Genomic DNA, 22,597 nt, shown 5'->3' with positions numbered 1-22,597 from the left:
CTTGGGCTGATTTCGCAATAGGTAGATTTACTACAATCAGTCAAATTGTATAACTTTTCTGCTAACCTGTCCATCTAGATCATCAACCTGTCATCAAGGCGACATAAATCTTAAGAAAGTCAAAATATTTCCTAGTTGTTTTATTGCATAAAAGCGCCATAAAAATATATTTATACTGTAAAATTTAACACATAAAACTACATCAATGCTGAAATTATGCATCACATTTTAAAAGCCACGAGAGAAACTGTACATCTTGGTGGTTTCTCTGATCTACTTAAACCAGTACTCACAATTGATTCTGGCGATACCATAGACGTGGAAACTTACACTGGTTATTATGTTTACGACAAAGCACCACCGGAGTTTCTCACACCGGAATTTCTGGACATCTGCCAAAATCTAGGGTCAGAACGCAAAGTTGCGGGAGGTCCACATTTACTAACGGGGCCAATTTATGTGCGAGATGCCGAACCAGGTGACGTTTTAGAGATAGAATTACAAGCGATCGCACCGAGTTTACCAGTTGGCTTTAATGCCATTCGTGCAGGCTGGGGAGCCTTACCACAGCAGTTTACTCAACCGGCGCTGAGATTTATTCCCCTGGATTTAGCCCACAATACCGCCGAGTTTCCCGCTCATAGTGGCATCAAAATTCCCCTCAAACCCTTTTTTGGTATCCTGGGTGTCGCCACCCCAGAAAATTCCCGAACTTCAATTCCACCTGGTAGTTATGGTGGTAACATTGACAACCGTGAACTCCAAGCAGGTTCGCGGATATTTTTGCCTATTTTTGTGACTGGTGGATTATTCTCTATTGGTGATGGACATTCAGCCCAGGGAGATGGGGAAGTTAATGTCACCGCTATTGAAACTTCCATGAATGGTAGAATCAAGCTCACCCTTCGCAAAGATTTACAACTGACCACACCGATAGCTGAAACACCGACTGATATTATTACAATGGGTTTTGCACCAACTTTAGATACAGCTTTAGAACTAGCTGTAAAAAACATGATTGATCTTCTGGAACGGTTCACCAATTTATCGGCGGAAGATGCTTATGTCTTGTGTAGTTTAGCTGTAAATTTTCACATTACTCAAGTTGTTAATAGTCCCCAAAAAGGTGTTCATGGAATGCTACCCAAATCTATACTTTCGCAGCAAATATGTTTGTAAATTTTAATAAATATGTCTAATATAGTTATTCAAATGTTGAGTATTGGTTTAGTTGCTGGCTTGACTGGTGGTATGTTTGGTCTGGGGGGTGGTGCAATTATGGTTCCAGCAATGGTGTTGTTAGTTGGTCTGGATCAGAAGTTTGCCACTGGTACTTCTATTGCTGCCCAAATTTTGCCAATTGGTATTTTAGGCGCAGTCGTATACTATCGTAACGGCAACATAAATATTAAATATGCGGCAATTATTGCTGTTGGCCTAATAGTTGGTAATTTGTTTGGAGCTTTATTTGCTAATCAAGCATTTATTAGCAGTGAAATGATCAAGAAGTTGTATGGCATTTTTTTGTTACTTCTTGCTCTACGATATTTAATCTGATCTGAGGAGTGGGGAGTAGGATCAACAATCATTCCTGACTCAGTAAGGGTAACACCCCGCTCCGCTTTCAGCACAGCTATGCCCACAGAGGTTTACCGAAAAATTGGGTTTAAAGCCCCGTCGTTCTACGACGGCTTTTAATTTATTAATGTACTAAGGTACTGCTATACTGATTGTAGTGGAAAGGTAATCAACCACTTAAAAAACCTAGCTGTCGAAAGACAAAGCCTGAACCTTCTCCCAAAGGGAGAGGCTTCGCCAAGATAATTGAATGTATGCGGTTCTACTGCATTATTCTAGTTTCCTCCTAGCAGTAGGTAAAAGATTTATAGGGGCTAGACTTGTGTTGAGCGAAGTCGAAACACGAATCAGCATTTTGAAACAATTTGTTTCAAACCAAACAGGACTTGCACTAATGCAAATAGGGTAGGGCATACCCGAATTAACGCTTGGGGAGAATCCCACCTCTGGTTTAGACGACGCAAGGACTCTAGGTTAAGTGGTTTCGTTGAACCAAGAATCCCCGTCGATTTATCGCGGGGAGTGTCAAAGCAGCACTCAGTTATTGCACTTGTTGAGTGGGTAAAGCACCAGTTCGCACAGCTAAGTTAATATTCTGTCCATTGCGACGCAATCCTAAGCGCACATCTCCCCCGACTTGAGCATTTTCTACGGCTTTTTGGATACTGCTGGCTTCTGAGACTGATTGACCGTTCAGCTGTTGGATGACATCTCCTGCACGTAAGCCGGCTTGAGATGCGGGTGAATTGGGCATAACACGCACAATTAAGACTCCTTGATCTTCATTCACCTTGACACCGCTATTGGGGTCTGAGTTGAGACGTTCCTTGATTTGAGGCGTTAACTGTACCATCTGAATTCCCAGATAGGAATGCTCTGCTTTACCTGTAGCAATTAGTTGGTTGGAAATCCGTTGAGCTGTGTTGATGGGAATAGCAAAACCCAGTCCTTGCGCTCTTTGGATAATGGCTGTATTCATCCCAATTACCTGACCACGAGCATTTAACAAAGGACCGCCGGAATTACCAGGATTAATTGCTGCATCGGTTTGAATAAATTCAACTCGCTTATCAGGTGCGCCAATTTGATTACTACTGCGACCGGTAGCACTGATGATTCCTGTGGTGACTGTATTATCTAATCCTAAAGGATTACCAATGGCGATCGCCCATTCTCCTGCTTGTAGTTGGTCTGAGTTCCCCACTTCTACCATCGGGAGATTGTTGGAATCAATTTTCACAACGGCGACATCTGTTAATTCGTCGCTCCCCATCACCTTACCTTCAAAGCTACGCCCATCTTTGAGTATGACTCTGACTTTATCCGCACCAGCAACTACGTGAGCATTGGTGAGAATACTACCATCCTTACTGATGATAAAACCGGAACCAGTACCTCGTTGTACCTGGCTTTGTTGTTCTGGTAGCTGAGATCCAAAGAATTGGCGGAAAAATGGATCGTTAAATTGAGCAGGTAACCGACTGGTGACGGTTCGGGAAGCTTCGATCCGCACTACAGCTGGCCCCACCTTCTGCACTACCTCGGTAACAAAGTTAGAACCTGTAGCAGTTGGTAATGGAGGCGCAGCATTGACTCGACTCACTGCTAAGTTGGATGTCCTCTCAGATATAATCTCTGGGTTTCCAGCCAAATAACCACCTGCTAGTGTCATTCCTGATCCCAGCAGCACGAGTGATAAAGAGGCGGCTGTCTTTTTCCAGGGGGCTTGATTTTGGTACTTGGTATGAGCCTGATCAGCTGAAATCTTATTTAATGAGGAATCTCCATCGTGTACTTGCTTGTTCATTGCTAGCTCTAAGAATATTTTAAATGTATGACTAATAATAATGTAGATATTATTTGTGACGCTTTTGTTGCAAAAGTATAGCTGAGTTGTGAAATATTTGTGATTTTAGCAGTTTTCTGCTGGTTAGCTGCATTAACTCTAGAGTTGAGCTGATACAAGCCTAGCCCGCTTAAGCGGGCTGAAAAAATTAATGCCTGTTGCGGGACGTTGAGTATATTGGGCGGATGAGGTATGAACTAATCACCTTTAATTAGACAACGCACAGCCAGCTCTATATCCTCTTGTTTGATTAAACATTCTCCCACTATAACTGCCTGTGTACCAGCCTCAGCCATCAGAGATAAGTCAGCACTTGTATATAATCCCGACTCACTGATAACGATCACCCCTAAGTTTTGTAACTGCGATCGCCTCGCTGCCAGCAATTGTTGTGTAGTGCTGAGATCGATGGTAAAATCCTCTAAATTCTGGTTGTTAATCCCAACTAAGCGGATGTCATCAAGCTTGAGAACCCGATCTAGTTCACTCAAGTTATGAACTTCCACCAAAGCATTCATCCCTAAATAGTGAATTACTCTGAGAAAGTCTTGCAGTTCCCGATCTGTGAGAATGGCTGCGATTAGTAGTACAGCATCTGCTCCTGCTGCTCGTGCTAAATAAATTTGGCACGGATCAATAATAAAGTCTTTGCACAACAAGGGCAATGCTACTCTCTGGCGGATTGACCGCAGATGTTCAAAACTGCCATGAAAGAATGCTGTTTCAGTAAAAACTGAGATACAAGCTGCACCACCTCGTTCATAAGCTTTAGCGATCGCTATGGGATCAAAGTCTGTGCGGATATTACCATAAAGTGGCGATGCTTTCTGAACTTCTGCAATTAGTCCAGGTTTATCAGGATTTTGTTGCAAAGCCGTCAAGAAATCTCGCACCGTTGGCGCAGCTGTTAACTGGCGTTGCAAAGAAGCCAACGACATCTGTTGGTGCATTTGTGTCACTTCTTGCTTTTTATGCCAAACAATCTCTCTGAGAATAGGTTGCAGACGGGTATTAACAGTAGTCAATGGGTAAATCATTAGCTGTTATGTATCTGGAGATAGAGTGACTCAGAAATGATCAAGGATGAAATCTTGTCCCTACTGTTTTCAGAGTCGAATCCAGTTTGAGTTCATGTCAAATACTTCTTTCTTTTCCATATCTTTTGACTTGGAGTTGTCCACTAAGCAATTGTTTTTCAACAGTCGAATGTAGGTGCGGTAAGGTATGTAGTCTATAGGGTTGTAGCCAGAAAACCGGAGAATTAATACACAAGCCCACGAATACTTACCAGCAATAATTGCTTTGATAATTTGTTCAATTTGTTCTGTGTTAATTTTTTTAGCGGTTTGTGTATTACAACTATTATTTAGTTGATGCATAGCTTTCCCTCTTTTTTAATTTGGAGTCCTACATCTAGATTCAATTGTGATTTTTGTTTTTATCTAAAAATAAGAGTGTTAGTGGTGATATCATCCAATTTCTTGAGTTGACAGCCAAGTTCACTATCTCCACTGGAAAATTTTAGGATTCCCCAAGCTGATTACAGGCATTTCTGCTGATAAGTAAAAAGCATTAACAGCAATTACAACTTGGTTGGGAAAATAGGGGTGGATTTAACTAGTTAGCATTTTTATCTGCCTAATATATATCTAGTTAAACTAGCCCCTACAGATAAACCGTGTTGCAGAAGCAGCTTCTTTATTAAGCCTACTCAATTTTTAGCCACAGATATATGAACAATTTTTGGATAGACTTATCTCTTCTTTCGCTTTTGCCATTAATTGATTTTAATTAACTGCAATACTTGCTTGTGAACAACTTCTAAAGTAATAAAATATACTAAATATATTTTTGTCAAATCCAAAGATCACAGAAAAAATTATTTTTTTATTTTGGCATTTTAATGTGGGATATGTATTTTTTCTCCTCATAGGTCATCTTTATCTGTAAAAGTAAGTATCATATATTGCTATCTGCCACTGAATTGAATTTAGAAGCAGTTCAATTTATTCTTATGGTAATGATTGAAAAGTCCAGTTAATCAAAAATGTGCTTTTGGAAACATGGTTTTGGGACACATGGTGTTGTTTCAACTACAAATGCCCAATATTCGCACTGGCGCTCAACCTTGTAAGTCCCAATTAGTAATGTACTCATTGCCATAATTGCTGGTTATAGTCTTTAACTAGTTCTATATGTATGTAGTCTATATTTATACAAAAAAAATATTTAGATTTTCCCAACTTGAGCGATTTTAAAGCTAGTCAATAGATTGCGGGCAAAAAACAGCAACAAGCATTGAGCATCTGACGATGTTTTTTTGCTACCCCATATTTCTGGCGTTCAAAATTTTGTGATTATCGATACATTAAGTTGTTACAATTTCTATAACTTTTGAGAGATGTTCTGGTCATACGTATATGATTGTAAAAAAAAAGGTATATCTCATGACAGATGACTAAGCAGATTATTTTATAGTTATATATCTAAATGAGTAAAATAATGGAAGTGTAATTTATGATTAACAAATTGTCTATTTAATCTCAAGATTATAGAGCAATACTATCTAAATTATATTGGACATAAGAGTGTTATTTTGAATCAGTTTTTGGCAAGTAGATATTTTTCTCTGCAACGTAATCTCATTTAATTACTTGTTTATTTATGTAAATAAGTTGAATGCACCTAATTTATATTGATAAAATCAGGTGAGGAGTAGTAAGTAACCTGGAAATATTTATAATTAAATTTATTTTGTTTAAAAGCGTCGATTAATCAGCACTTTTAAGAAGTTGTGATTATCAAATATTTTGTGACTCGATTACCAATTGATAAAAAATAGCGAGTAGGGATATGAATGCTGGCAATTATAAATTAGCGACATCCTCTTATCCATTAGCACTAAAGCCAGAAGCGAATCTGAAATTTGCTATTTTATTGATCAATCAATCTATAAACGCTGCTTTTTATTTAGTACAAACCGCACAGTTTCTTTCTGCTCAAGACGCAACATTGTACAAGCAGCTTAAATATACCCATCAGAAATTACTTTCCATAAAACTGGAAAATGCAAGTTTTTTGCGACACTATTGGTTAAAGCGAGGGCGAAGTATGTTAGCCCAATCCGATATATCTACGTTCACATTACCAGGTTATTTCAGATTAAAATTTGGCGATGCCGATCGCCTCTGGCGGGGCTTTGCCGATCGCACTCAGGAAACCGAATCCTTTTACTGGAAACTACCTTTACCTACATAGATAATTAAAGCCGGGAGATTGACTCTAGCTTTGGCTGTGAGAGAAGTGATCAAGTAGTAGAGGGGAGTATGTACCAGTGGATTGACGAATTACAAAATACTCAAAAGCATTTACAACAAGAAATTGCTGAACTGAAGCACAAGGAGGTACAGCTCCAAAAGTCCCTTTCTCTACTGCGTTCTACCCTGGAATCTACGGCTCATGGCATTATTGCAGTGAGTCTAAAAGGAGATATTCTCGGTTTTAATCAGAAATTTGTCGATATGTGGCAGATTCCAAATTCTCTGATATTATCCAGCAACTATCTTCAATGCCAAGCTTTTTTCGAGCAGGAGCTAAAATATCCAGAAGCCTATGGCCAGGTGATGCGGGAAGTATCCAGTCAATCTGATTTGGACAGCTACGATATTTTAGAGTTAAAGGATGGGAGAATTTTTGCTCAATACTCTCAGCCGCAGTGGCTGGAGGGTAAAATTATCGGTAGAGTATGGAGCATTTGGGATGTGACTCCATTCCAGCCCACAGAAGAATTACCACAGTTGAATGAAGCTAGCTGGTGTACTTTGGCCAAAACCACAAATGCGAGCATTTTTCTAATTCAGGGCTGGGATTTATCTTACATGAATCGGGCGGCAGAAGTCCTGACTGGCTATACAAAAGATGATCTACTAACAGGATTTGATGCGCGCCAATTGTTCAAAAATCAAAAGCGTAAGCAGGTACATAATAAGGATTTAGAATACCAGGAAATCAAGATTCTGGAGAAAAACGGCACAGAACGCTGGTTAGCTTGTGCAGTCGCAAAGTTGGATGAGCAAGAAACACCAGTTGAAATGATTACAGGTATTGATATTACTGAATATAAACAAGCAGAATCGGATCTGAATCAAACTTTAGAAAAAACCAAACAACTCAGCGAACTGAAAGCGCACTTCATGTCTATGGTTTGCCATCAATTCCGCACCCCACTAAATGTGGTTTCATTCTCTAATAGTTTACTCAAAAGACAGATTCATGAATCTCAGGAGGAAAAAACACGACCATTACTTGATCACATTCAATCAGGTGTTGAACAGCTCACCAAAATGTTGGATGATATTCTGTTCTTCGCCAAAGCAGAAGCCGCCAAGGTCAACTATGATGCCAAACCCCTCAATTTGGTTGAGTTCTGCCATGATTTAATTGCCCAAATCCAGACAAATAGTAGCGAGAACCGCATAAATTTTGTGCGTCAAGGTAGCTACATCACAGCCTGTATGGATCAAAAACTGCTGGAACCGATCATCTCAAACTTACTCGACAATGCCATGAAATATTCTCCTATTGGCAGCGTGATTGATTTTAAACTCTTTTGTGAATGTGGGAAAGTAGTTTTCCAGGTTACAGATAGGGGTGTTGGCATTCCTGTTGCTGATAGACAGCGATTATTTGAGCCATTTTATCGAGGTAGCAATATTCATCATCTACCAGGTACTGGACTAGGGTTATCCATTGTCAAAACCCTTGTGGACTTACATAGTGGTCACATTGCTGTGGAAAGTGAAGTTGGTGTGAGTACCACATTTACCATCATGTTACCAGCAGTCAAATCAAAGTTATGAGTTCAGTAGAGTGTTTGCTAATTGTTCTTTGCCTAAAATCCTAGAGATAAAAAAATGATCCAGGAATCTCCGAAAACAATTCTCATAATTGAAGATCATGCTAGTACCCGCAGTCTTTATGTCAGGGGACTTGAGGCTGAAGGTTTTAAAACCATAGGTGCAGAAAATGGTCGTGTTGGTGTGGAAAAAGCACAAACCTATTTACCCGATTTGGTGATTTGCGATATTGTCATGCCAGATATGGATGGTTATAGCGTTCTCCAGAGGATGCGCCAAGATCCTGTGACTGCGATTATTCCCTTCATTTTTCTCACTGGTAGCGATCATCAGACAGATGTTCGTAAAGGTATGGAGTTGGGCGCAGATGACTATCTGACTAAACCTTCTACTTTAGAGCAATTACTCAAAGCGATCGCCATCCGATTGGAAAAGCAATCACTTTTGCATTACTGGTATGCGACTAAATCTCATCAAATGCCAGAATCAGTACCCGCACAGACAACGAAGTCTGTCACCTCTGAGTTAATCTTTCCGCCGATTCCCCATCTCAAAGAAGTTTTCGATTACATTGAAGCTAATTATCATCGAGGAATTACTTTATCTACTGTGGCTGAAGCGGTGGGTTATTCACCAGCTTACTTAACAAGTAGAGTCAAGAAAAAAACAGGTGAAACTGTTAATGGTTGGATAGTCAAGCGCCGCATGGCCGCAGCCCGTCTCTTATTGAGGGATAGTGACCAGACAATTGAGCAGATTGCTACAGCCCTGGGCTATCAAAATGCTTGTCATTTCTCCCGCCAGTTTCGTCAAGATCACGGCATACCTCCCAAAACTTGGAGAAACCAAAATCAATTTTCTCAAATTTCGAGTCATGAGCCGCCGCAATTGCTCAATATTCAGCCTCAATATGAAAACTATGCACCTTTAGGTCGAGGTTAACTGTTTTTGGGCTTTGTCAATTGCTGCACCACTAATTGGATTGCCAAAGCTAACAAACCAATTGCAACTATCCCAAATATCCCAGTTCCCAAAGCAACTACACCTACAACCAAAGTCCGAACAGCAGAGCCAATATTCACCACCATTGGGTTATCTGAATGAATAGGTTTAGCCGCAAAAGTTGTCGCTATGGATATCATCAGCAAATACATCGCATATCCTAACCCGCCAGCAAATACCGCTCCCGTTATACAACGTAAGGGAGTCGGCGGAACCTGGGTTTGAGCTTCTGATTGTGTTACTTTTGAATCACTCATTTCTTCTTTGTGTCTTAGTGTCTTGGTGCAAGGAAAAAAACTTCCTTAAGTTGATGATGCTACCTGAATGCCATGTGTAATTGTCCGCGTCACAAACAATTCTAAATCGTGATCAGGAATTGCCGCTCTCATCTGTAGCATTACTGCTTGTGCTTGTTCTTCAGACTCCACGAGGGCAAACACTGTGGGGCCAGAACCAGACATCATTGTTCCTAAAACGCCTGCTTGAGTAGCAAAGAGTTCTCGCAGTTGTAAAACTTGTGGATAAGCTGGTAAGACTACACGCTCTAAATCATTGTGCAGCTTTTGGGCAATTTCTCCGGTATCTTGATTCAGGATAGCTTTAACTATTTCTCCCGAATGAACTGCGGCTGCACGCGCTGCTAAATTTTCCGTATCTCTGAGATAAGAACTGCTAAATTCTTGGCGATAGGTTTTGTACGCCCAAGCTGTGGAAACTTCAAGGCTGCGATATTTCGCCAATACTATATATATAGTATCCAAATTTGCTAAAGGCGAAAGTTGCTCACCTCTACCTGTAGCAATCACTGTTCCACCCGCAACACAAAATGGGACATCTGAACCCAGATTAGCACCCAGTTCTTCTAATTCTAATTTCGTTAGTCCCAGATTCCACAGTAAATCTATCCCCACCAATACGGCTGCGGCATTTGTCGAACCTCCCGCTAACCCAGCGGCTACGGGAATGTGCTTGTTAATTGTAATTTCTACACCCCCATATTTAGCCAAGGCTTCGGGAAATTGCGCCGCCATGAGTGCGGCTGCTCGGTATGCTAGATTACTTTTATCTGTGGGTACTTGTGGGTGGTTACAGTTGACGAAAATCCCTTCTGTGCTTAGGGATTGAACATTAATTTCGTCGGCGAGGTCGATACTTTGCAGTATCATAGCTAACTCGTGATAACCATCGGGACGATCGCTGATGATTTCCAGATATAAGTTGATTTTGGCGGGAGCAATTAAAGTGTATGAACGCATTTTGAGTGCTGAATTGTAGTTACTCAGTTGTGAGTAAATTAGTTAATGTTACCCATTGCTGAACGCTGAGGTCTTCGGCTCGAACTTGGGGATTTATTTCTAATTGTTCCAGTAAGTGGGTCAGGCGATCGCGTTCAACAACCGATTGCAAATTATTTCTTAACATTTTGCGTTTCGCCCCAAATCCCAGTTTTACCAAATTCTCAAATTTGCGGGGGTTATGTACTACTGTTTCTATCTGTCGGGGACGCAACCGCACAACTGCTGAGTCTACCTTTGGTGGTGGGTAAAATGCAGCTGCGGGAACGGTGCAAATAAATTCACAATCAGCTAAATACTGCACCCGCACACTCAAAGCCCCAAAAGTTCGGGAACCAGGGTTAGCATACAATCTGTCGGCTACTTCCTTCTGCACTAGTAGGACGATGGAGTCAAATGGTTCTGGGTTGGGGTTGGCGATCGTCCCTAACAATTTCTCGATGATTGGCCCTGTGATGTTGTAGGGGATATTCGCTACGACTTTATTGGGCTTTTGAAAGTTGGGAAAGGCTGCTAAAGGAGATGCTAAATCTAAGGTGAGGAAATCTCCTTGCAAGAGTAAAAAGTTATCTTTTTTACCGAGTTGCTTGGCTAACTGTTTGCACAAATCCAAGTCTATTTCTACTGCGACAAGCGATCGCACCAAGGGGAGTAAACGCCGAGTCAGAATGCCGGTACCTGGGCCGATTTCCAAAACGCGATCATCGCTCTGGTGACATTCTGCTGCTTTAATAATTGCATCCAGTGCCTTTTCACTTTTGAGCCAATGTTGAGCAAAGGACTTGCGCGGTCTAATCATTAATTTTCCTGAATATATCTAGTTTTTGAATTTTTTCGTGTTTCTTACTTGACAATATAAAATTTCCATGAATTATCTAACTATATCTTGACTTGAAAACTTAAAAATGGTAATCAAGTGAATCTTAGTCTTGTGGAGAATACTTGATCTAATAGCCTAGTACCGCAAGGCGGAAGTCAAAAGTCAAAAGTCAAAAGTCAAAAGTCAAAAAGCTTATAATATGGGCTTTTCATGGATTTTGAATGGTTTGTTTATTTTCGCCGACTTGTACTAGTAACTTATTTCCAGGCCATTGTTAGGACTTGCCTAGCTAGCATTTTCTCGAAATCGCCATTTCTACCGTTGTATGGATATTTGTGGGAAAATTTCAGATAGATACCTAAATTATCATGTTAGACACACCTTCAGACAGCATTTGGATTGTTACCGATGACACTCCCCAAATTTCGACTTCTAACGGCGTGAAAAGCGGGACTACCACTACAAGAAGCTGGAGCGAAGAACCTCCAAAGGATACCAGGAAACGGGTAGGAGATGCTGTTCAGGTTAGCACTCAAAAATTAGAGCAAGAAATGACCCACTTTTTGCAAGTGGTAGGGCGCTTATTTAACCGTGCAGAACAACAAGCTAAAGTTAACTCTGGGATGCAGTTAGACCAAATTGAGTTATCGGTAGAAATTAGCGGTGAGGGAGAAGTTAAATTAATTGGCAATGGTGCAAAAGCTGGGGGTAAAGGAGCAATCAAACTGACCTTTAAACGGCAAGAGCCAAAGTGAGATGGTAAAAAATTGGGCGATCGCGATCGGCATTAACCGATATGATTATTTGCAACCGCTAAATTATGCCAAACGGGATGCACAGTTAATCCAGCAGTTTCTCCAAAATCAGGCAGGGTTTGAGCAGATATATTTCTTCTCGGATGACTCCCCTGATATTGACGGAAAATCGACTCGCCCAAATCGTGCTAACTTGCTACGAGTTTTGCGGCAGTTATTTGAAAATCCTTTCATGAGTGCGGGTGATAACTTTTGGTTTTTCTTCAGTGGTCATGGCATTAGACACGCTGGACGTGATTATCTCATACCCTGCGATGGCGACCCAGAAGATATCCCAAATACAGCAATTGCCATTAATTATGTCACTGAACGCCTGCGTCGCTGTGGTGCTGATAATGTGGTTTTGATGTTGGATGCTTGTCGTAGTTTAAGTACTCGTGCAGGTGAAGGTATTGGACGACAAGCGGCTGAAGAAGCACGTCAACAAGGAGTTATCAGCATATTTTCCTGTAGTCCCCAGGAATATTCTTATGAAATTGAAGCATTACAACAAGGTGCTTTCACCACGGCCTTACTAGAAGGGTTAGGAATTCAAGGTAAATGTGCCACTGTTGAAAGATTGAACCAGTATTTAAATGTTCGTGTCCCTGAAATTGTTAGTGAATATAATCACGGGAGGCAAACGCCTTATGTGATTGCCGAGCCTGTAAATAAATCTCATCTAATACTTGTACCTCAATATGCAACTTTAGCGGATATTGCCACACTTAAAACTGATGCTTATCGCGCAAAAGACGAAGGTAATCTAGATTTAGCAGAGCAGTTATGGATTCGAGTGTTGGCAGCTGCTTTAGGACAGGATATAGAAGCGGTGAGAGCATTACAAAAGATTGAACAGTTACGAAATAATTCTTCTCATCCTGATTTGCCTCAGCAATCAATTCCAGACAATTCTAGTAAGGGAACAAGTCAAAGACCCACTACTCCAATACAGTTAAAAAATTCTTCACCACAGTTACCAATAATAGCTAACTGGTCACGACGGCGAATAATTCAAACTGTGGGTATGGGGGCTGGTGGGTTAGGTTTGGCAATTGTAACGCCACATCTGTGGGAATATATTTCAGGAGGACAGAACCCCGGTTTATCGCTGCAAACCTTTTCATTTGAAACTGTGACTGTGAACGCACAAGGAAAAATCACCAATCGCCCCAGCAGCCAAGCAGAATACTTTGTTGAGGATTTAGGGAATGGTATCACCTTGGAAATGATGCAGATACCAGGGGGAACATTTACAATGGGTTCACCAGTAGGAGAGGAGGGACGATTGAATCGTGAAAATCCCCAGCGTCAGGTAACAGTCCCTGGGTTTTTCATGGGTAAATATCAAGTTACTCAGTCACAGTATCAAGCAATTATGGGGGAAAATCCTGCTAAATTCAAAGGTGATAAACGACCTGTAGAACTAGTAAATTGGAATGATGCCGTAGAGTTTTGTCAAAAGTTGAGTGAAAAGACAGGAAAAACCTACAGGCTACCCAGCGAAGCCGAATGGGAATATGCTTGTCGTGCGGGAACAGCTACACCCTTCTATTTTGGTGAAACGATTACCACTGATTTAGCAAACTATCGAGGAACAGACCGCGATGATCAGGGTAAATTATACCCAGGCAATTACGGCAATGGGCCAAAAGGTGAATTTCGTGAGATGACAACACCCGTAGGACAATTTCCACCTAACTCTTTCGGCTTATACGATATGCACGGTAATGTCTGGGAATGGTGTCAAGATACATATAAAGAAAATTACGAAGAAGCGCCCACAGACGGTAGCGCATACCTTAGTAGTAATGATAATAATTCTATGTTACGCGGCGGCTCGTGGTACAACGATGCCAAAGCCTGCCGATCTGCTGCTCGCCATAGGTTCGAGCGCACGGGTCGTGGTAGCAATCTTGGTTTTAGGTTGGTCTGTGTGGTTGCGTGAGCGCTCGCGAAGATCAGAACAGTCCAGACCTCTTCAAGAGAGGAAGGCGACGACCTCCGAAGATCAAACCGAATCCCATAGCTTGGTAGGTTGCAAAGCCGAAGACTTATCCTATTCAACCATATTTCCGTAGCAACTATAGATATTATTTATATCTCTTGTTTTACTTAAGCACGAGATGCTTTCATTACCACATTCCTCCACTCGATTTTACTTCGAGTTAAATATTGCAAAATCACTGGAGCAATGGGTAATTTTGGAAAACACAACTACTATATTTTATATATTTACCATTATTTAGAACATTAATTTGTAAATTAGTTTCATTCTTAACTGTCTCGCTTCTATTGGCTAATTATGCTTAATTATAATTAATAATTATTCACTGCCGAATGGGAATTTCAATCACAAATTCTGCTCCTTCCCCAGGGATGGAATTACAAGATAAATGTCCCCGATGTTTATCTACTATAATCTGATAACTAATAGATAGCCCTAATCCTGTACCTTTCCCCACCTCTTTAGTTGTAAAAAAAGGATCAAATACTTTGTCTAGTGTTTTTTGAGAAATTCCTTGTCCATTATCTGCAATGCGGATTGCTATTCTGTTTGTATTGACAATTTCAGTAATAATATTAATCTGTCTTTTATCCCCGACAAAAACTTCTTCTAACACATCAATAGCATTACTCAAAATATTCATAAATACTTGATTCAACTGCCCAGGATAGCATTGAACAGCCGGAATTCTACCATATTCTTTAATCACTAATATTTCGGGATGATGCGGTCTTGCTTTCAGGCGGTTTTGGAGAATCATCAAAGTGCTATCAAGCCCTTCGTGAATATTCACCTGTTTAAATTCGGCTTCATCTAAACGGGAGAAATTCCGCAGAGATAACACAATTTCTCGAATCCGATCAGTTCCTACCTGCATAGAGTTAAGCAGTTTAATCAAGTCTTCTTTGAGAAATTTTAAGTCGATAGCTGCAATTTCAGATTTAATTTCTTCCGGGGGATGGGGAAAGTGTAATTCATAGAGTTTTATTAGCCGCAGCAAGTCTTGAACATATTGACTGGCTGGACTGAGATTACCATGAATAAAATTTACTGGATTATTAATTTCATGGGCAATACCCGCAACCATATTACCAAGTGAAGACATTTTTTCACTGTGAATAAGTTGAGATTGGGTGCGTTGCAGTTCGTATAGGGTATTTTCTAGGTCTTGGGTTTGTTGCTGCAATTTGATTTCCGCTTGCTTGCGTTCTGTAATGTCACGCGTAATACTTGCTAAACACAATGGCTCACCAGTATCAGAACTTTTAACCACAAACAGGTTCATTTCAATTGGAATTGCTTCATCAGTCTGAAGATGTCGCAAACGATATTCACCTTGCCACAGACCACGCTCCATAGCAGTAGGTATAATTTGCATCTGCATTTCTTCTCTGTCTTCAGGAAGGAAATAATCAAGAAGATTGAATCTTTGAGCAACTTCTAAGCTCTTAACACCCACGAGTTTGAGTCCAGATTCATTAATAAATAGGCATTCTCCTTCTAGAGAGGCACAACCAATCAAGTCATTGCTATTTTCAATCAGTGAGACAAACATTTGTCGGTCTTGTTCGGCTTGCTTGCGTTCTGTGATGTCAGTGACTGTAACCACAAGCTGATCAATTCGTAAAGCATTGTCAAACAGAGGTGTGATATTCAAGAGCCACCAAGTTTCCTTGTCATTGACAGAAAAAGACTCTTCCAATAATATGCTTTTGCCAGACTCAACACATTCCCGATAATGATCACGATAAATATCCGCTATATCAGTAGGTAGTACCTCAGCCATGATTTTTCCTGGAAACGATGCTAAAGGTATGGGGCTAGTTCTCAAAATAGCTGGATTAAATTTAACGTAACGAAATTCTTCTCCATTGTTGATCACGTCTAAAACATAAATGCCGTAATCTACATTTTCCCAAATGCTTTGTAAAAACTGTGCCTGCTCTTGAAGTTTTTCTTCTGCTTGTTTACGGTCTGTAATATCAACCATACAGCCATACCAAATGATTTCACCATCTGCTTGGCGTTCTGGGCGAGAGGCTGACTTGATCCATTTGTACTGACCAGAAGGTGCCAGAGTCCGCCACTCATATTCACAGTTTTGCAGTGTTTGGGCAGAGTGAGTGATCTCTGAGTGCAAGTCTGGAAAATCATCAGGATGAATATTCTTAAAAACCAAGGTTGCATCTTTTTGAACTTCTTCTGGCTCTAGTTCCAAAATTTCTCGACATCCCGAAGACACGAAGGGAAAAGACATTGTGCCATCCAGGTCAAGACTAAATTCATAAAGCATCCCTGGTACATTGTCTGCTAGTCGCTGCCACCGTTCTTCAGCTTGACGTAAAGCAGCTGTCCGCTCTTCAACTCTGGCTTCTAGCTCCTCATTCAGTTTTTTTAGCTCTGCTCCTTTTTGCTTAATCTCAGTAATATCCATTAGCACTCCGCAAAAAATTACCTCTTGTTGTTCATTTTGCATAGGAGTTGAATCTCCGCGCCACCAAAGTATTTCTCCGTTAGGCTTCACCAATCTTCCCTCATAATGCCAAGGAGTAGAATGTGCTACTGCGTCTTCTACTGAAGCAACTAAGCTGTCAAAATCCTCTGGATGTAGCCGAGCAAAAAAGCTATTTAAATCCTCAATCATTGCGGCTGCGGTAATACCTGCAAGTTCCCAGATAAAATCGCTTATATAGTCCACGCCCCAAACACCATTACGGATTGTGAATTGAAAAATCGCCCCAGGCAAATTAGCGGCGATATCTCGGAAGCGTCTTTCACTATTTGCTAGGGCGATTTCTGCTTGTTTGCTAGCAGTAATCACTTCTGTGAACATGATGATACCACCGACTGCGCCAGAGTCTTCGTACCAAGGATATATCTCCCATTTCACCCAATCGGTTTGACCATTTGCACGTAAGAAAGCATCTTTGTTACTTTTCTCAATGTCTCCCGCCAAACAGCGTTGATGAATTTTCCGCCAATCCTGGGAAACATCGGGGAAAATTTCATAATGAGATCGCCCAATAATATTTTCATCGCCTAAGCCGTAATCTTCCCGCCAACGGCGATTTACTAACTGGTATTGCATTTGACGGTCAAATATGGCGATCGCCGCAGGTGTATACTCTATAAGTAAATCTATTTGCTCTTGGCTATATTTCAGGTTATTCCGGATGACTCGCTGACGCAGTTCTATCAGCTCTTTTTCAAGAGATTCATAGGTATTTTTATCGACAGTGATGAGATTACCAGTCATAGTCTCGTCAATTTCCAAGTAAGGGGATAAAGTTAACTTCAGGATCTATTTTTCCCAATCTCAAGTTTAAAATCTAAAATTAACGCCATAATTCTCCTAATTTATCCTAACTTACGCTGTTATGCAGCTTGGTATTTTGCCCTTTTTAGCCTTCACAACCAAGCCGACAAAGAAGACAAGGAGAAAACAATTATTTTGACTATGCAATTAGGAAAACTTATTTCTCTGAAATCCTAAACTTGGTATCCATTAGAATTTTTAGTCCATAAATTTCAGGATAATTACTGTAATTTCTGAGTCAAGAATTTGACAACTGGTTAAGCTTAACAGCTGCTTGTGCAATTTTGGGAAATTTATGCGGAATTGATACCAGTGGCACTGAAGTTAATAGATAATCACATAACCATGATCAATATGACCAACAAAAAGTATCTTTTGCCATTTATAGTAGTAGCGATCGCAGCTAGCATCAGTAGTTGTAGTCCTACTTCCAGCACTATCGAGAGTGAAACACCATCTTCTCTTACCACACCAAAGGCGACTCCAAAAACACCTGCGGCAACTTCTCAAACTCCCACGAGCCAAACTGTTAAAGTTATTTTATATACTAGTGATAATCAATGTCAAGAATTAATCCCGCAACAAGTTTCAATACCAGCGGCAGAACCTATTAGCAGTGCGGTGGGTAAAATTATCGCAGAACAAGATACAGCTGACTTTGACTTGTCTGGTTATCGTGTTCAAGTTCAAAATAGCGTTGCTACAGTTGATTTGCGGCTATCTCCTTTGTCGAAGCGGCAGTTCGTTTCGCTTTCTAGTTGTGAACAGTTTGCTCTATTTGGCAGTCTCCGCAAAACTTTAATGAGTAATGCTGAATGGAATATTAAAGAAGTTCGCTTCACAGAGCAAGGTAAGGAAGTAATTCTTTGAAACACTGAGGGAAGTGTAGAGGATATTATGTTAACCAAAATTTATAATTATTCATTGACGAATGGGAATTTCAATTATAAATTTTGCACCTTCTCCAGGAATTGAATGACAAGATAAATTTCCCCGATGTTTATCTACTATAATCTGATAACTAATAGATAGCCCTAATCCTGTACCTTTCCCCACATCTTTAGTTGTAAAGAAAGGATCAAATAATTTGGAAAGTATTTTTTGAGGAATACCCAGACCATTATCTGCAATGCAGATTGTTACGAGGTTGTTATGTAAAAGTTCCGTACTAATATGAATTTGCCTTTGTTCTCCGACGAAATTTTCTTCCAAAGCATCAATAGCATTACTTAAAATATTCATAAATACCTGATTTAATTGTCCAGGATAGCATTGAACCGCAGGAATTTTACCATATTCTTTAATCACTAATATTCCTGGATGATCCGGTTGTGCTTTCAGGCGGTTTTGGAGAATCATCAAAGTACTATCAAGACCATCGTGGATATCCACCTGTTTAAATTCGGCTTCATCTAAACGCGAGAAATTCCGCAGAGATAACACAATTTCCCGAATCCTCTCAGTTCCTACCTGCATAGAATTAAGCAATTTAATTAAGTCTTCCTTGACAAATGCTAGGTCGATAGTTGCAATTTCTGCTTGAATTTCTTCTGGGGGATGGGGAAAGTGTAATTCATAGAGTTCTACTAGCCGCAGCAAGTTTCGCGCATATTCATTGGCTGGAGTGAGATTACCATAAATAAAATTCACAGGATTATTAATTTCATGGGCAATACCCGCAACCATATTACCAAGTGAGGACATTTTCTCACTTTGAATTAGTTGAGATTGGGTGCGTTGTAGTTCGTATAGAGTATTTTCTAGGTCTTGGGTTTGTTGCTGTAATTTAATTTCGGTTTGTTTGCGTTTTGTAATGTCGCGCCCCACACCTGAAATTGTGACTTCGCCAGTCGGACTGGTGACGGTTGAGGTATTAGAACTAATCCATCGCCAGCTACCATTTTTGTGCTTGACTCGCATCTCTATACCAGAATGTTGTATCTCAGTTACCGCCCTCTCTAAGGCGGAGTAGTTAGTAGGTAAAAATTCAGGATCTGTAAACTCCTCTATGGAATGACCGACTATTTCCTCAAGGCTATATCCCAAAATTGCAGTGATGTTGGGTGAATGATAAGTAAAAATGCCGTCTTGGTTCAGGATATATATCAAGTCATTGGCATTTTCAACGATGCTACGAAACTGTAATTCGCTCTGCTGAAGAGCTGCTTCGGTGCGTTTACGTTCTGTAGTGTCAGTCCCTACTGAGAGAATTTCTTTTAAGTTGCCCTGTTCATCCAAAATGGGTTTATTTGCCCACACTACCCAGACGCGATCGCCATTTTTACATAAATTCTCATTTTCATTAAATAAATAATTGTTTGGGTTTTGGCAAATATCCACCATTAACGCTTGTAAGTCGCGTCCAGAGGTTTCTGTTTCGGGAACAATTGTGCCGATGACGTGATGTTCGACAATCTCATCTAAATCGAAGCCAAAAAACTTTTGACCATAATCATTCAAAAAGATCACATTACCATTGCTATCCCAACGCAGAATGATACAGTTAGCAGTTTGTACCAAATCGCGATATTTTGCTTCACTTTGTTGTAGGGCTTTTTGGGTAAGTTTACGTTCACTAATATTTCGCACTATTGCCAAAATGTGTGGCTTACCGTTGTAAGTGCAAATCGTTCCTTCCACTTCCACATCAATTAACGTGCCATCTTTGCAGATATCAACTGCCTGCCCATAAAATGCTTTATTCAATTGAATTTTCTGCACATAGTCTTGAAAAACATGATGTGAGTCTGAGTGTATATAATCAAATGGATGTAAATTAATAAACTCTGCGTAAGTGTAACCGTGCATTCGGCAAGCAGCCGGATTTACTTCAACAACTTTTTCCGTTTCTATTTCCGTAATAAATAGTCCATCATTGATGGCGGCAAAAATTGCCCGATATTGGAGTTCACTTTGTAGTAGTGCTTCTTCTGCTTGTTTGTATTGTGTAATATCGCTAAAACTCCAGACTCTACCAATAATTTGTTTTTCTAAGGATTGCGGATGAGAATATTGCTCAAATACTCTGCCATCTTGCAGTTCTAATAAATCGTAACTATCGATTTCTGGCTGTGTGTATAACTCCCGGACTCGTTGCGTAAATTGATGAGGATCTTTGAGTTGGTTTGCCAGATAAGCAATACACTGTTCATCATTTAGTGCTGTCAGAACTTCTGGGGGAACTGACCACATTTCTAAGAACTTTTGGTTGTAATTGACGATATTCCCCACACTATCGATGGCTAAAATACCGTTTGGAATTGATTCCAAGGTAGCGCTTAGTAAAGCTTGCTGGGCTTCCTGGCGTTGGCTGATATCTTCCTGAGCCTGCGTTACATCCCGAATCACCAATACGGCACAATGATCACTGGCTACTCTTGCACAACTGCCTGAGATTTGCAACATTCGGGAACGCTGATTGCACTGAAATTGATATTCTGTTGTTTTATACGCCCCAGTATGTATCAGAACATCGGGGTAAGCTGGTAAATCAACAAGTTTTCCCGCCTGGACTAGAGGCAATAAATTACTCAGGATTGCGCCGCTAATATGATTCGGTGGTTGGTTTACCAAATGCTCAAAGCTAGAATTGCACCATTGAATCCGCCCATTTTCTCCCACCCAGACTACAGCATCTGCGATCGCACTTAATGTTACTTCCATCTTGGTGAGAGTAGCCTGCAATTTTCTCACCTGTTCTAGCTGTTCAGCACTCATCACCAACTCCTTGATGCTTCTAGGATAGAGATTGTATCGTTAGTGCATCACTTTAAGACTCAACTACAGCAAAATTACATAATTAGTCTGACGCAACAAAAAACCCCGGCAAAACTAACCGGGGTGAGAAGGAGAAGTCCAAATGACGATGAGAGATACCGATACCGAAATCTCTAAATATTAGCTAACGCTCAAAGCTACCAAAATTAACGTAGTCACAAGCAATGTCCCAAACGCAGCTTGCACAGTATATTGACGTTGCTCCTCTTTGTTGGGGTAGGTAGCGCAGTACATTTTGGGTTCGGTGGCGTAGTTATTCAGAATGCCGCTTTCGTTAATGGTTGTATACATAATGTTTTCCTGTATTTGTTACCTTATGTAAACTAATATAACAAGATTGTTACGATTCGTCAATGCTGCTTGACAAATAATAGTGGATGAAGGTAATTAAATATGCTTATCTATAGCAAAGCCAGACATTGCCTCAAAACAATCACCATTATTTGCTGACTGAGGGTAATTAAAATATCACTGAAGCGATCGCATGACTTTTCGATCTACTGATTCAAAAGCTTGTAGAGACAATCACTTCCCAAGTTTCGGCTACTATCCCAGAAGGTAAGCTACCCTTCCCCAGGCGTTCTGGTATTAGCCGTTCTCCAAAAGTGTATTTTTGGATATGAGTAGTTAATTTCAGTAGATACCAATCCATGAAAACTCTACCCGCACATCATATATATATATGTTTGTGTTCTCAGTTTCTATGCATTAATCGGCGATCGCCTCTATCCATAGGCTCATAAAGGCATGAGACTGATATAGTTACAGGCTATTGAGCGATCGCCCACAAATCCACTCAACTGCAAAGCCTTCATCACAGACACTGCCTAAACAATCGGTAACGCGAATCATCAAAGCTCATCACAACATCCGATGCTCCGTCGTCCACATTGCTGCGTTCCGCTAAACACTGATCACAAGCTGATTTCCGTCACTTTTTCTGCCCCTCAAAAAAAACTTTGCCTAACCCCTTGACGAAACCAGACAGAGTAGATATATTAGATAAGTGCCAAGGCGAAAGTCGCAACACCTGAACCGTGAAAACAGAATACTTTGAAAGCTAAATAATAACCAATCCTCGTCAAGAAGATTTAGTTTGGGTAGAATCCCAAAGGTTAATCAAAAATTTTACAGGATTCTGAGACAACAAGTTGTTTCGGATAAAACTCTAAGCACAACAAAACGGAGAGTTTGATCCTGGCTCAGGATGAACGCTGGCGGTATGCTTAACACATGCAAGTCGAACGGTCTCTTCGGAGATAGTGGCGGACGGGTGAGTAACGCGTGAGAATCTGGCTTCAGGTC

Annotated in this window: 18 protein-coding genes and 1 rRNA gene; 9 read left to right on the top strand and 10 right to left on the bottom strand. The window is 40.6% G+C overall.

Annotation, left to right across the window (positions count from 1 at the left end; all coding sequences use genetic code 11):
- Positions 1-213: 213 nt before the first annotated feature.
- Both AACX33_RS17595 and AACX33_RS17590 read left to right on the top strand, forming a co-directional pair.
- Positions 214-1,179 (top strand): acetamidase/formamidase family protein, encoded by a 966-nt coding sequence (locus AACX33_RS17595; protein ID WP_194003696.1) that lies wholly within the window; start codon positions 214-216, stop codon positions 1,177-1,179.
- A 12-nt stretch (positions 1,180-1,191) separates the two neighbouring features.
- Positions 1,192-1,557 (top strand): TSUP family transporter, encoded by a 366-nt coding sequence (locus tag AACX33_RS17590; RefSeq protein WP_194003656.1) that lies wholly within the window; start codon positions 1,192-1,194, stop codon positions 1,555-1,557.
- 562 nt (positions 1,558-2,119) lie between these two features.
- On the opposite strand, the gene AACX33_RS17585 is transcribed toward AACX33_RS17590, so the two are convergent.
- The 3 genes from AACX33_RS17585 to AACX33_RS17575 all read right to left on the bottom strand — a co-directional run bounded on the left by AACX33_RS17585 (position 2,120) and on the right by AACX33_RS17575 (position 4,803).
- On the bottom strand, positions 2,120-3,385 hold the full coding sequence (locus tag AACX33_RS17585) for an HhoA/HhoB/HtrA family serine endopeptidase (RefSeq protein WP_194003654.1): 1,266 nt from the start codon (positions 3,383-3,385) through the stop codon (positions 2,120-2,122).
- A 236-nt stretch (positions 3,386-3,621) separates the two neighbouring features.
- On the bottom strand, positions 3,622-4,461 hold the full coding sequence (gene trpC / locus AACX33_RS17580) for an indole-3-glycerol phosphate synthase TrpC (RefSeq protein ID WP_194003652.1): 840 nt from the start codon (positions 4,459-4,461) through the stop codon (positions 3,622-3,624).
- Between the two features lie 69 nt (positions 4,462-4,530).
- A complete protein-coding gene (locus tag AACX33_RS17575; protein WP_194003649.1) occupies positions 4,531-4,803 on the bottom strand; it encodes a HetP family heterocyst commitment protein in 273 nt (90 codons plus the stop codon).
- Positions 4,804-6,277: 1,474 nt separating this feature from the next.
- On the opposite strand from AACX33_RS17575, the gene AACX33_RS17570 reads away from it, so the two are divergent.
- The 3 genes from AACX33_RS17570 (at position 6,278) to AACX33_RS17560 (ending at position 9,222) form a co-directional block, all read left to right on the top strand.
- Positions 6,278-6,682, top strand: a complete 405-nt coding sequence (locus tag AACX33_RS17570) for a hypothetical protein (RefSeq protein WP_194003647.1) — start codon at positions 6,278-6,280, stop codon at positions 6,680-6,682.
- 68 nt (positions 6,683-6,750) lie between these two features.
- Positions 6,751-8,283: a sensor histidine kinase gene (locus AACX33_RS17565; protein WP_227789157.1), complete on the top strand. Its 1,533-nt coding sequence runs from the start codon at positions 6,751-6,753 to the stop codon at positions 8,281-8,283.
- A gap of 54 nt (positions 8,284-8,337) precedes the next feature.
- Positions 8,338-9,222 carry a response regulator transcription factor gene (locus AACX33_RS17560; RefSeq protein WP_194003645.1) on the top strand — a complete coding sequence of 295 codons (885 nt, stop codon included), beginning with the start codon at positions 8,338-8,340 and terminating at the stop codon, positions 9,220-9,222.
- Here AACX33_RS17560 and AACX33_RS17555 read toward each other — a convergent pair.
- From AACX33_RS17555 to rsmA, 3 genes are read right to left on the bottom strand one after another with little or no spacing between them, the layout of a single operon-like run.
- The gene (locus AACX33_RS17555; RefSeq protein WP_194003643.1) at positions 9,219-9,539 is read right to left on the bottom strand and encodes a DUF3082 domain-containing protein; all 321 of its coding nucleotides are present in this window, start codon (positions 9,537-9,539) and stop codon (positions 9,219-9,221) included. The two genes, AACX33_RS17560 and AACX33_RS17555, sit on opposite strands and share 4 nt — an antisense overlap.
- Before the next feature lie 45 nt (positions 9,540-9,584).
- Entirely contained in the window at positions 9,585-10,538 is a 954-nt protein-coding gene (ispE, locus tag AACX33_RS17550; protein WP_194003641.1) for a 4-(cytidine 5'-diphospho)-2-C-methyl-D-erythritol kinase, read from the bottom strand.
- A 19-nt stretch (positions 10,539-10,557) separates the two neighbouring features.
- Positions 10,558-11,376 carry a 16S rRNA (adenine(1518)-N(6)/adenine(1519)-N(6))-dimethyltransferase RsmA gene (gene rsmA, locus AACX33_RS17545; RefSeq protein WP_194003639.1) on the bottom strand — a complete coding sequence of 273 codons (819 nt, stop codon included), beginning with the start codon at positions 11,374-11,376 and terminating at the stop codon, positions 10,558-10,560.
- 389 nt (positions 11,377-11,765) lie between these two features.
- Between rsmA and AACX33_RS17540 the strand changes: the two genes are divergently transcribed.
- Together AACX33_RS17540 and AACX33_RS17535 are read left to right on the top strand one after the other, a co-directional pair.
- Entirely contained in the window at positions 11,766-12,152 is a 387-nt protein-coding gene (locus AACX33_RS17540) for a Pepco domain-containing protein (protein WP_194003637.1), read from the top strand.
- Between the two features lies 1 nt (position 12,153).
- Positions 12,154-14,139 carry an SUMF1/EgtB/PvdO family nonheme iron enzyme gene (locus tag AACX33_RS17535; RefSeq protein ID WP_194003635.1) on the top strand — a complete coding sequence of 662 codons (1,986 nt, stop codon included), beginning with the start codon at positions 12,154-12,156 and terminating at the stop codon, positions 14,137-14,139.
- Positions 14,140-14,521: 382 nt separating this feature from the next.
- On the opposite strand, the gene AACX33_RS17530 is transcribed toward AACX33_RS17535, so the two are convergent.
- A complete protein-coding gene (locus tag AACX33_RS17530) occupies positions 14,522-17,455 on the bottom strand; it encodes a PAS domain S-box protein (protein WP_227789155.1) in 2,934 nt (977 codons plus the stop codon).
- A 414-nt stretch (positions 17,456-17,869) separates the two neighbouring features.
- Between AACX33_RS17530 and AACX33_RS17525 the strand changes: the two genes are divergently transcribed.
- A complete protein-coding gene (locus AACX33_RS17525; protein WP_194003690.1) occupies positions 17,870-18,385 on the top strand; it encodes a sporulation/spore germination protein in 516 nt (171 codons plus the stop codon).
- Between the two features lie 51 nt (positions 18,386-18,436).
- Here the strand turns inward: AACX33_RS17525 and AACX33_RS17520 are convergent, their stop codons facing one another.
- From AACX33_RS17520 to AACX33_RS17510, 3 genes are all read right to left on the bottom strand, one after another.
- Positions 18,437-21,232 carry a PAS domain S-box protein gene (locus AACX33_RS17520; protein WP_194003633.1) on the bottom strand — a complete coding sequence of 932 codons (2,796 nt, stop codon included), beginning with the start codon at positions 21,230-21,232 and terminating at the stop codon, positions 18,437-18,439.
- A 180-nt stretch (positions 21,233-21,412) separates the two neighbouring features.
- Complete coding sequence (gene psb34 / locus AACX33_RS17515) at positions 21,413-21,583, bottom strand: photosystem II assembly protein Psb34 (RefSeq protein WP_194003631.1); 171 nt, start codon at positions 21,581-21,583, stop codon at positions 21,413-21,415.
- A 214-nt stretch (positions 21,584-21,797) separates the two neighbouring features.
- Entirely contained in the window at positions 21,798-21,944 is a 147-nt protein-coding gene (locus AACX33_RS17510) for a hypothetical protein (RefSeq protein ID WP_227789154.1), read from the bottom strand.
- Positions 21,945-22,471: 527 nt separating this feature from the next.
- Here AACX33_RS17510 and AACX33_RS17505 point away from each other — a divergent pair.
- Positions 22,472-22,597, top strand: a 16S ribosomal RNA gene (locus tag AACX33_RS17505); the annotation flags it as partial.

This window comes from Nodularia sp. LEGE 04288, from assembly GCF_963896525.1.
In the GTDB taxonomy this organism is placed as follows: Bacteria; Cyanobacteriota; Cyanobacteriia; order Cyanobacteriales; family Nostocaceae; genus Nodularia.
The sequence above is the reverse complement of the archived record's forward strand: the minus strand, read 5'-3'. Positions and strand labels throughout refer to the sequence as shown.

Coding starts and splice junctions, on each gene's coding strand:
- AACX33_RS17590 (WP_194003656.1), top strand. CDS start 1,192: ATGTCTAATATAGTTATTCAAATGTTGAGTATTGGTTTAGTTGCTGGC.
- AACX33_RS17585 (WP_194003654.1), bottom strand. CDS start 3,385: ATGAACAAGCAAGTACACGATGGAGATTCCTCATTAAATAAGATTTCA.
- trpC (WP_194003652.1), bottom strand. CDS start 4,461: ATGATTTACCCATTGACTACTGTTAATACCCGTCTGCAACCTATTCTC.
- AACX33_RS17575 (WP_194003649.1), bottom strand. CDS start 4,803: ATGCATCAACTAAATAATAGTTGTAATACACAAACCGCTAAAAAAATT.
- AACX33_RS17570 (WP_194003647.1), top strand. CDS start 6,278: ATGAATGCTGGCAATTATAAATTAGCGACATCCTCTTATCCATTAGCA.
- AACX33_RS17565 (WP_227789157.1), top strand. CDS start 6,751: ATGTACCAGTGGATTGACGAATTACAAAATACTCAAAAGCATTTACAA.
- AACX33_RS17560 (WP_194003645.1), top strand. CDS start 8,338: ATGATCCAGGAATCTCCGAAAACAATTCTCATAATTGAAGATCATGCT.
- AACX33_RS17555 (WP_194003643.1), bottom strand. CDS start 9,539: ATGAGTGATTCAAAAGTAACACAATCAGAAGCTCAAACCCAGGTTCCG.
- ispE (WP_194003641.1), bottom strand. CDS start 10,538: ATGCGTTCATACACTTTAATTGCTCCCGCCAAAATCAACTTATATCTG.
- rsmA (WP_194003639.1), bottom strand. CDS start 11,376: ATGATTAGACCGCGCAAGTCCTTTGCTCAACATTGGCTCAAAAGTGAA.
- AACX33_RS17540 (WP_194003637.1), top strand. CDS start 11,766: ATGTTAGACACACCTTCAGACAGCATTTGGATTGTTACCGATGACACT.
- AACX33_RS17535 (WP_194003635.1), top strand. CDS start 12,154: ATGGTAAAAAATTGGGCGATCGCGATCGGCATTAACCGATATGATTAT.
- AACX33_RS17530 (WP_227789155.1), bottom strand. CDS start 17,455: ATGACTGGTAATCTCATCACTGTCGATAAAAATACCTATGAATCTCTT.
- AACX33_RS17525 (WP_194003690.1), top strand. CDS start 17,870: ATGACCAACAAAAAGTATCTTTTGCCATTTATAGTAGTAGCGATCGCA.
- AACX33_RS17520 (WP_194003633.1), bottom strand. CDS start 21,232: ATGAGTGCTGAACAGCTAGAACAGGTGAGAAAATTGCAGGCTACTCTC.
- psb34 (WP_194003631.1), bottom strand. CDS start 21,583: ATGTATACAACCATTAACGAAAGCGGCATTCTGAATAACTACGCCACC.
- AACX33_RS17510 (WP_227789154.1), bottom strand. CDS start 21,944: ATGGATTGGTATCTACTGAAATTAACTACTCATATCCAAAAATACACT.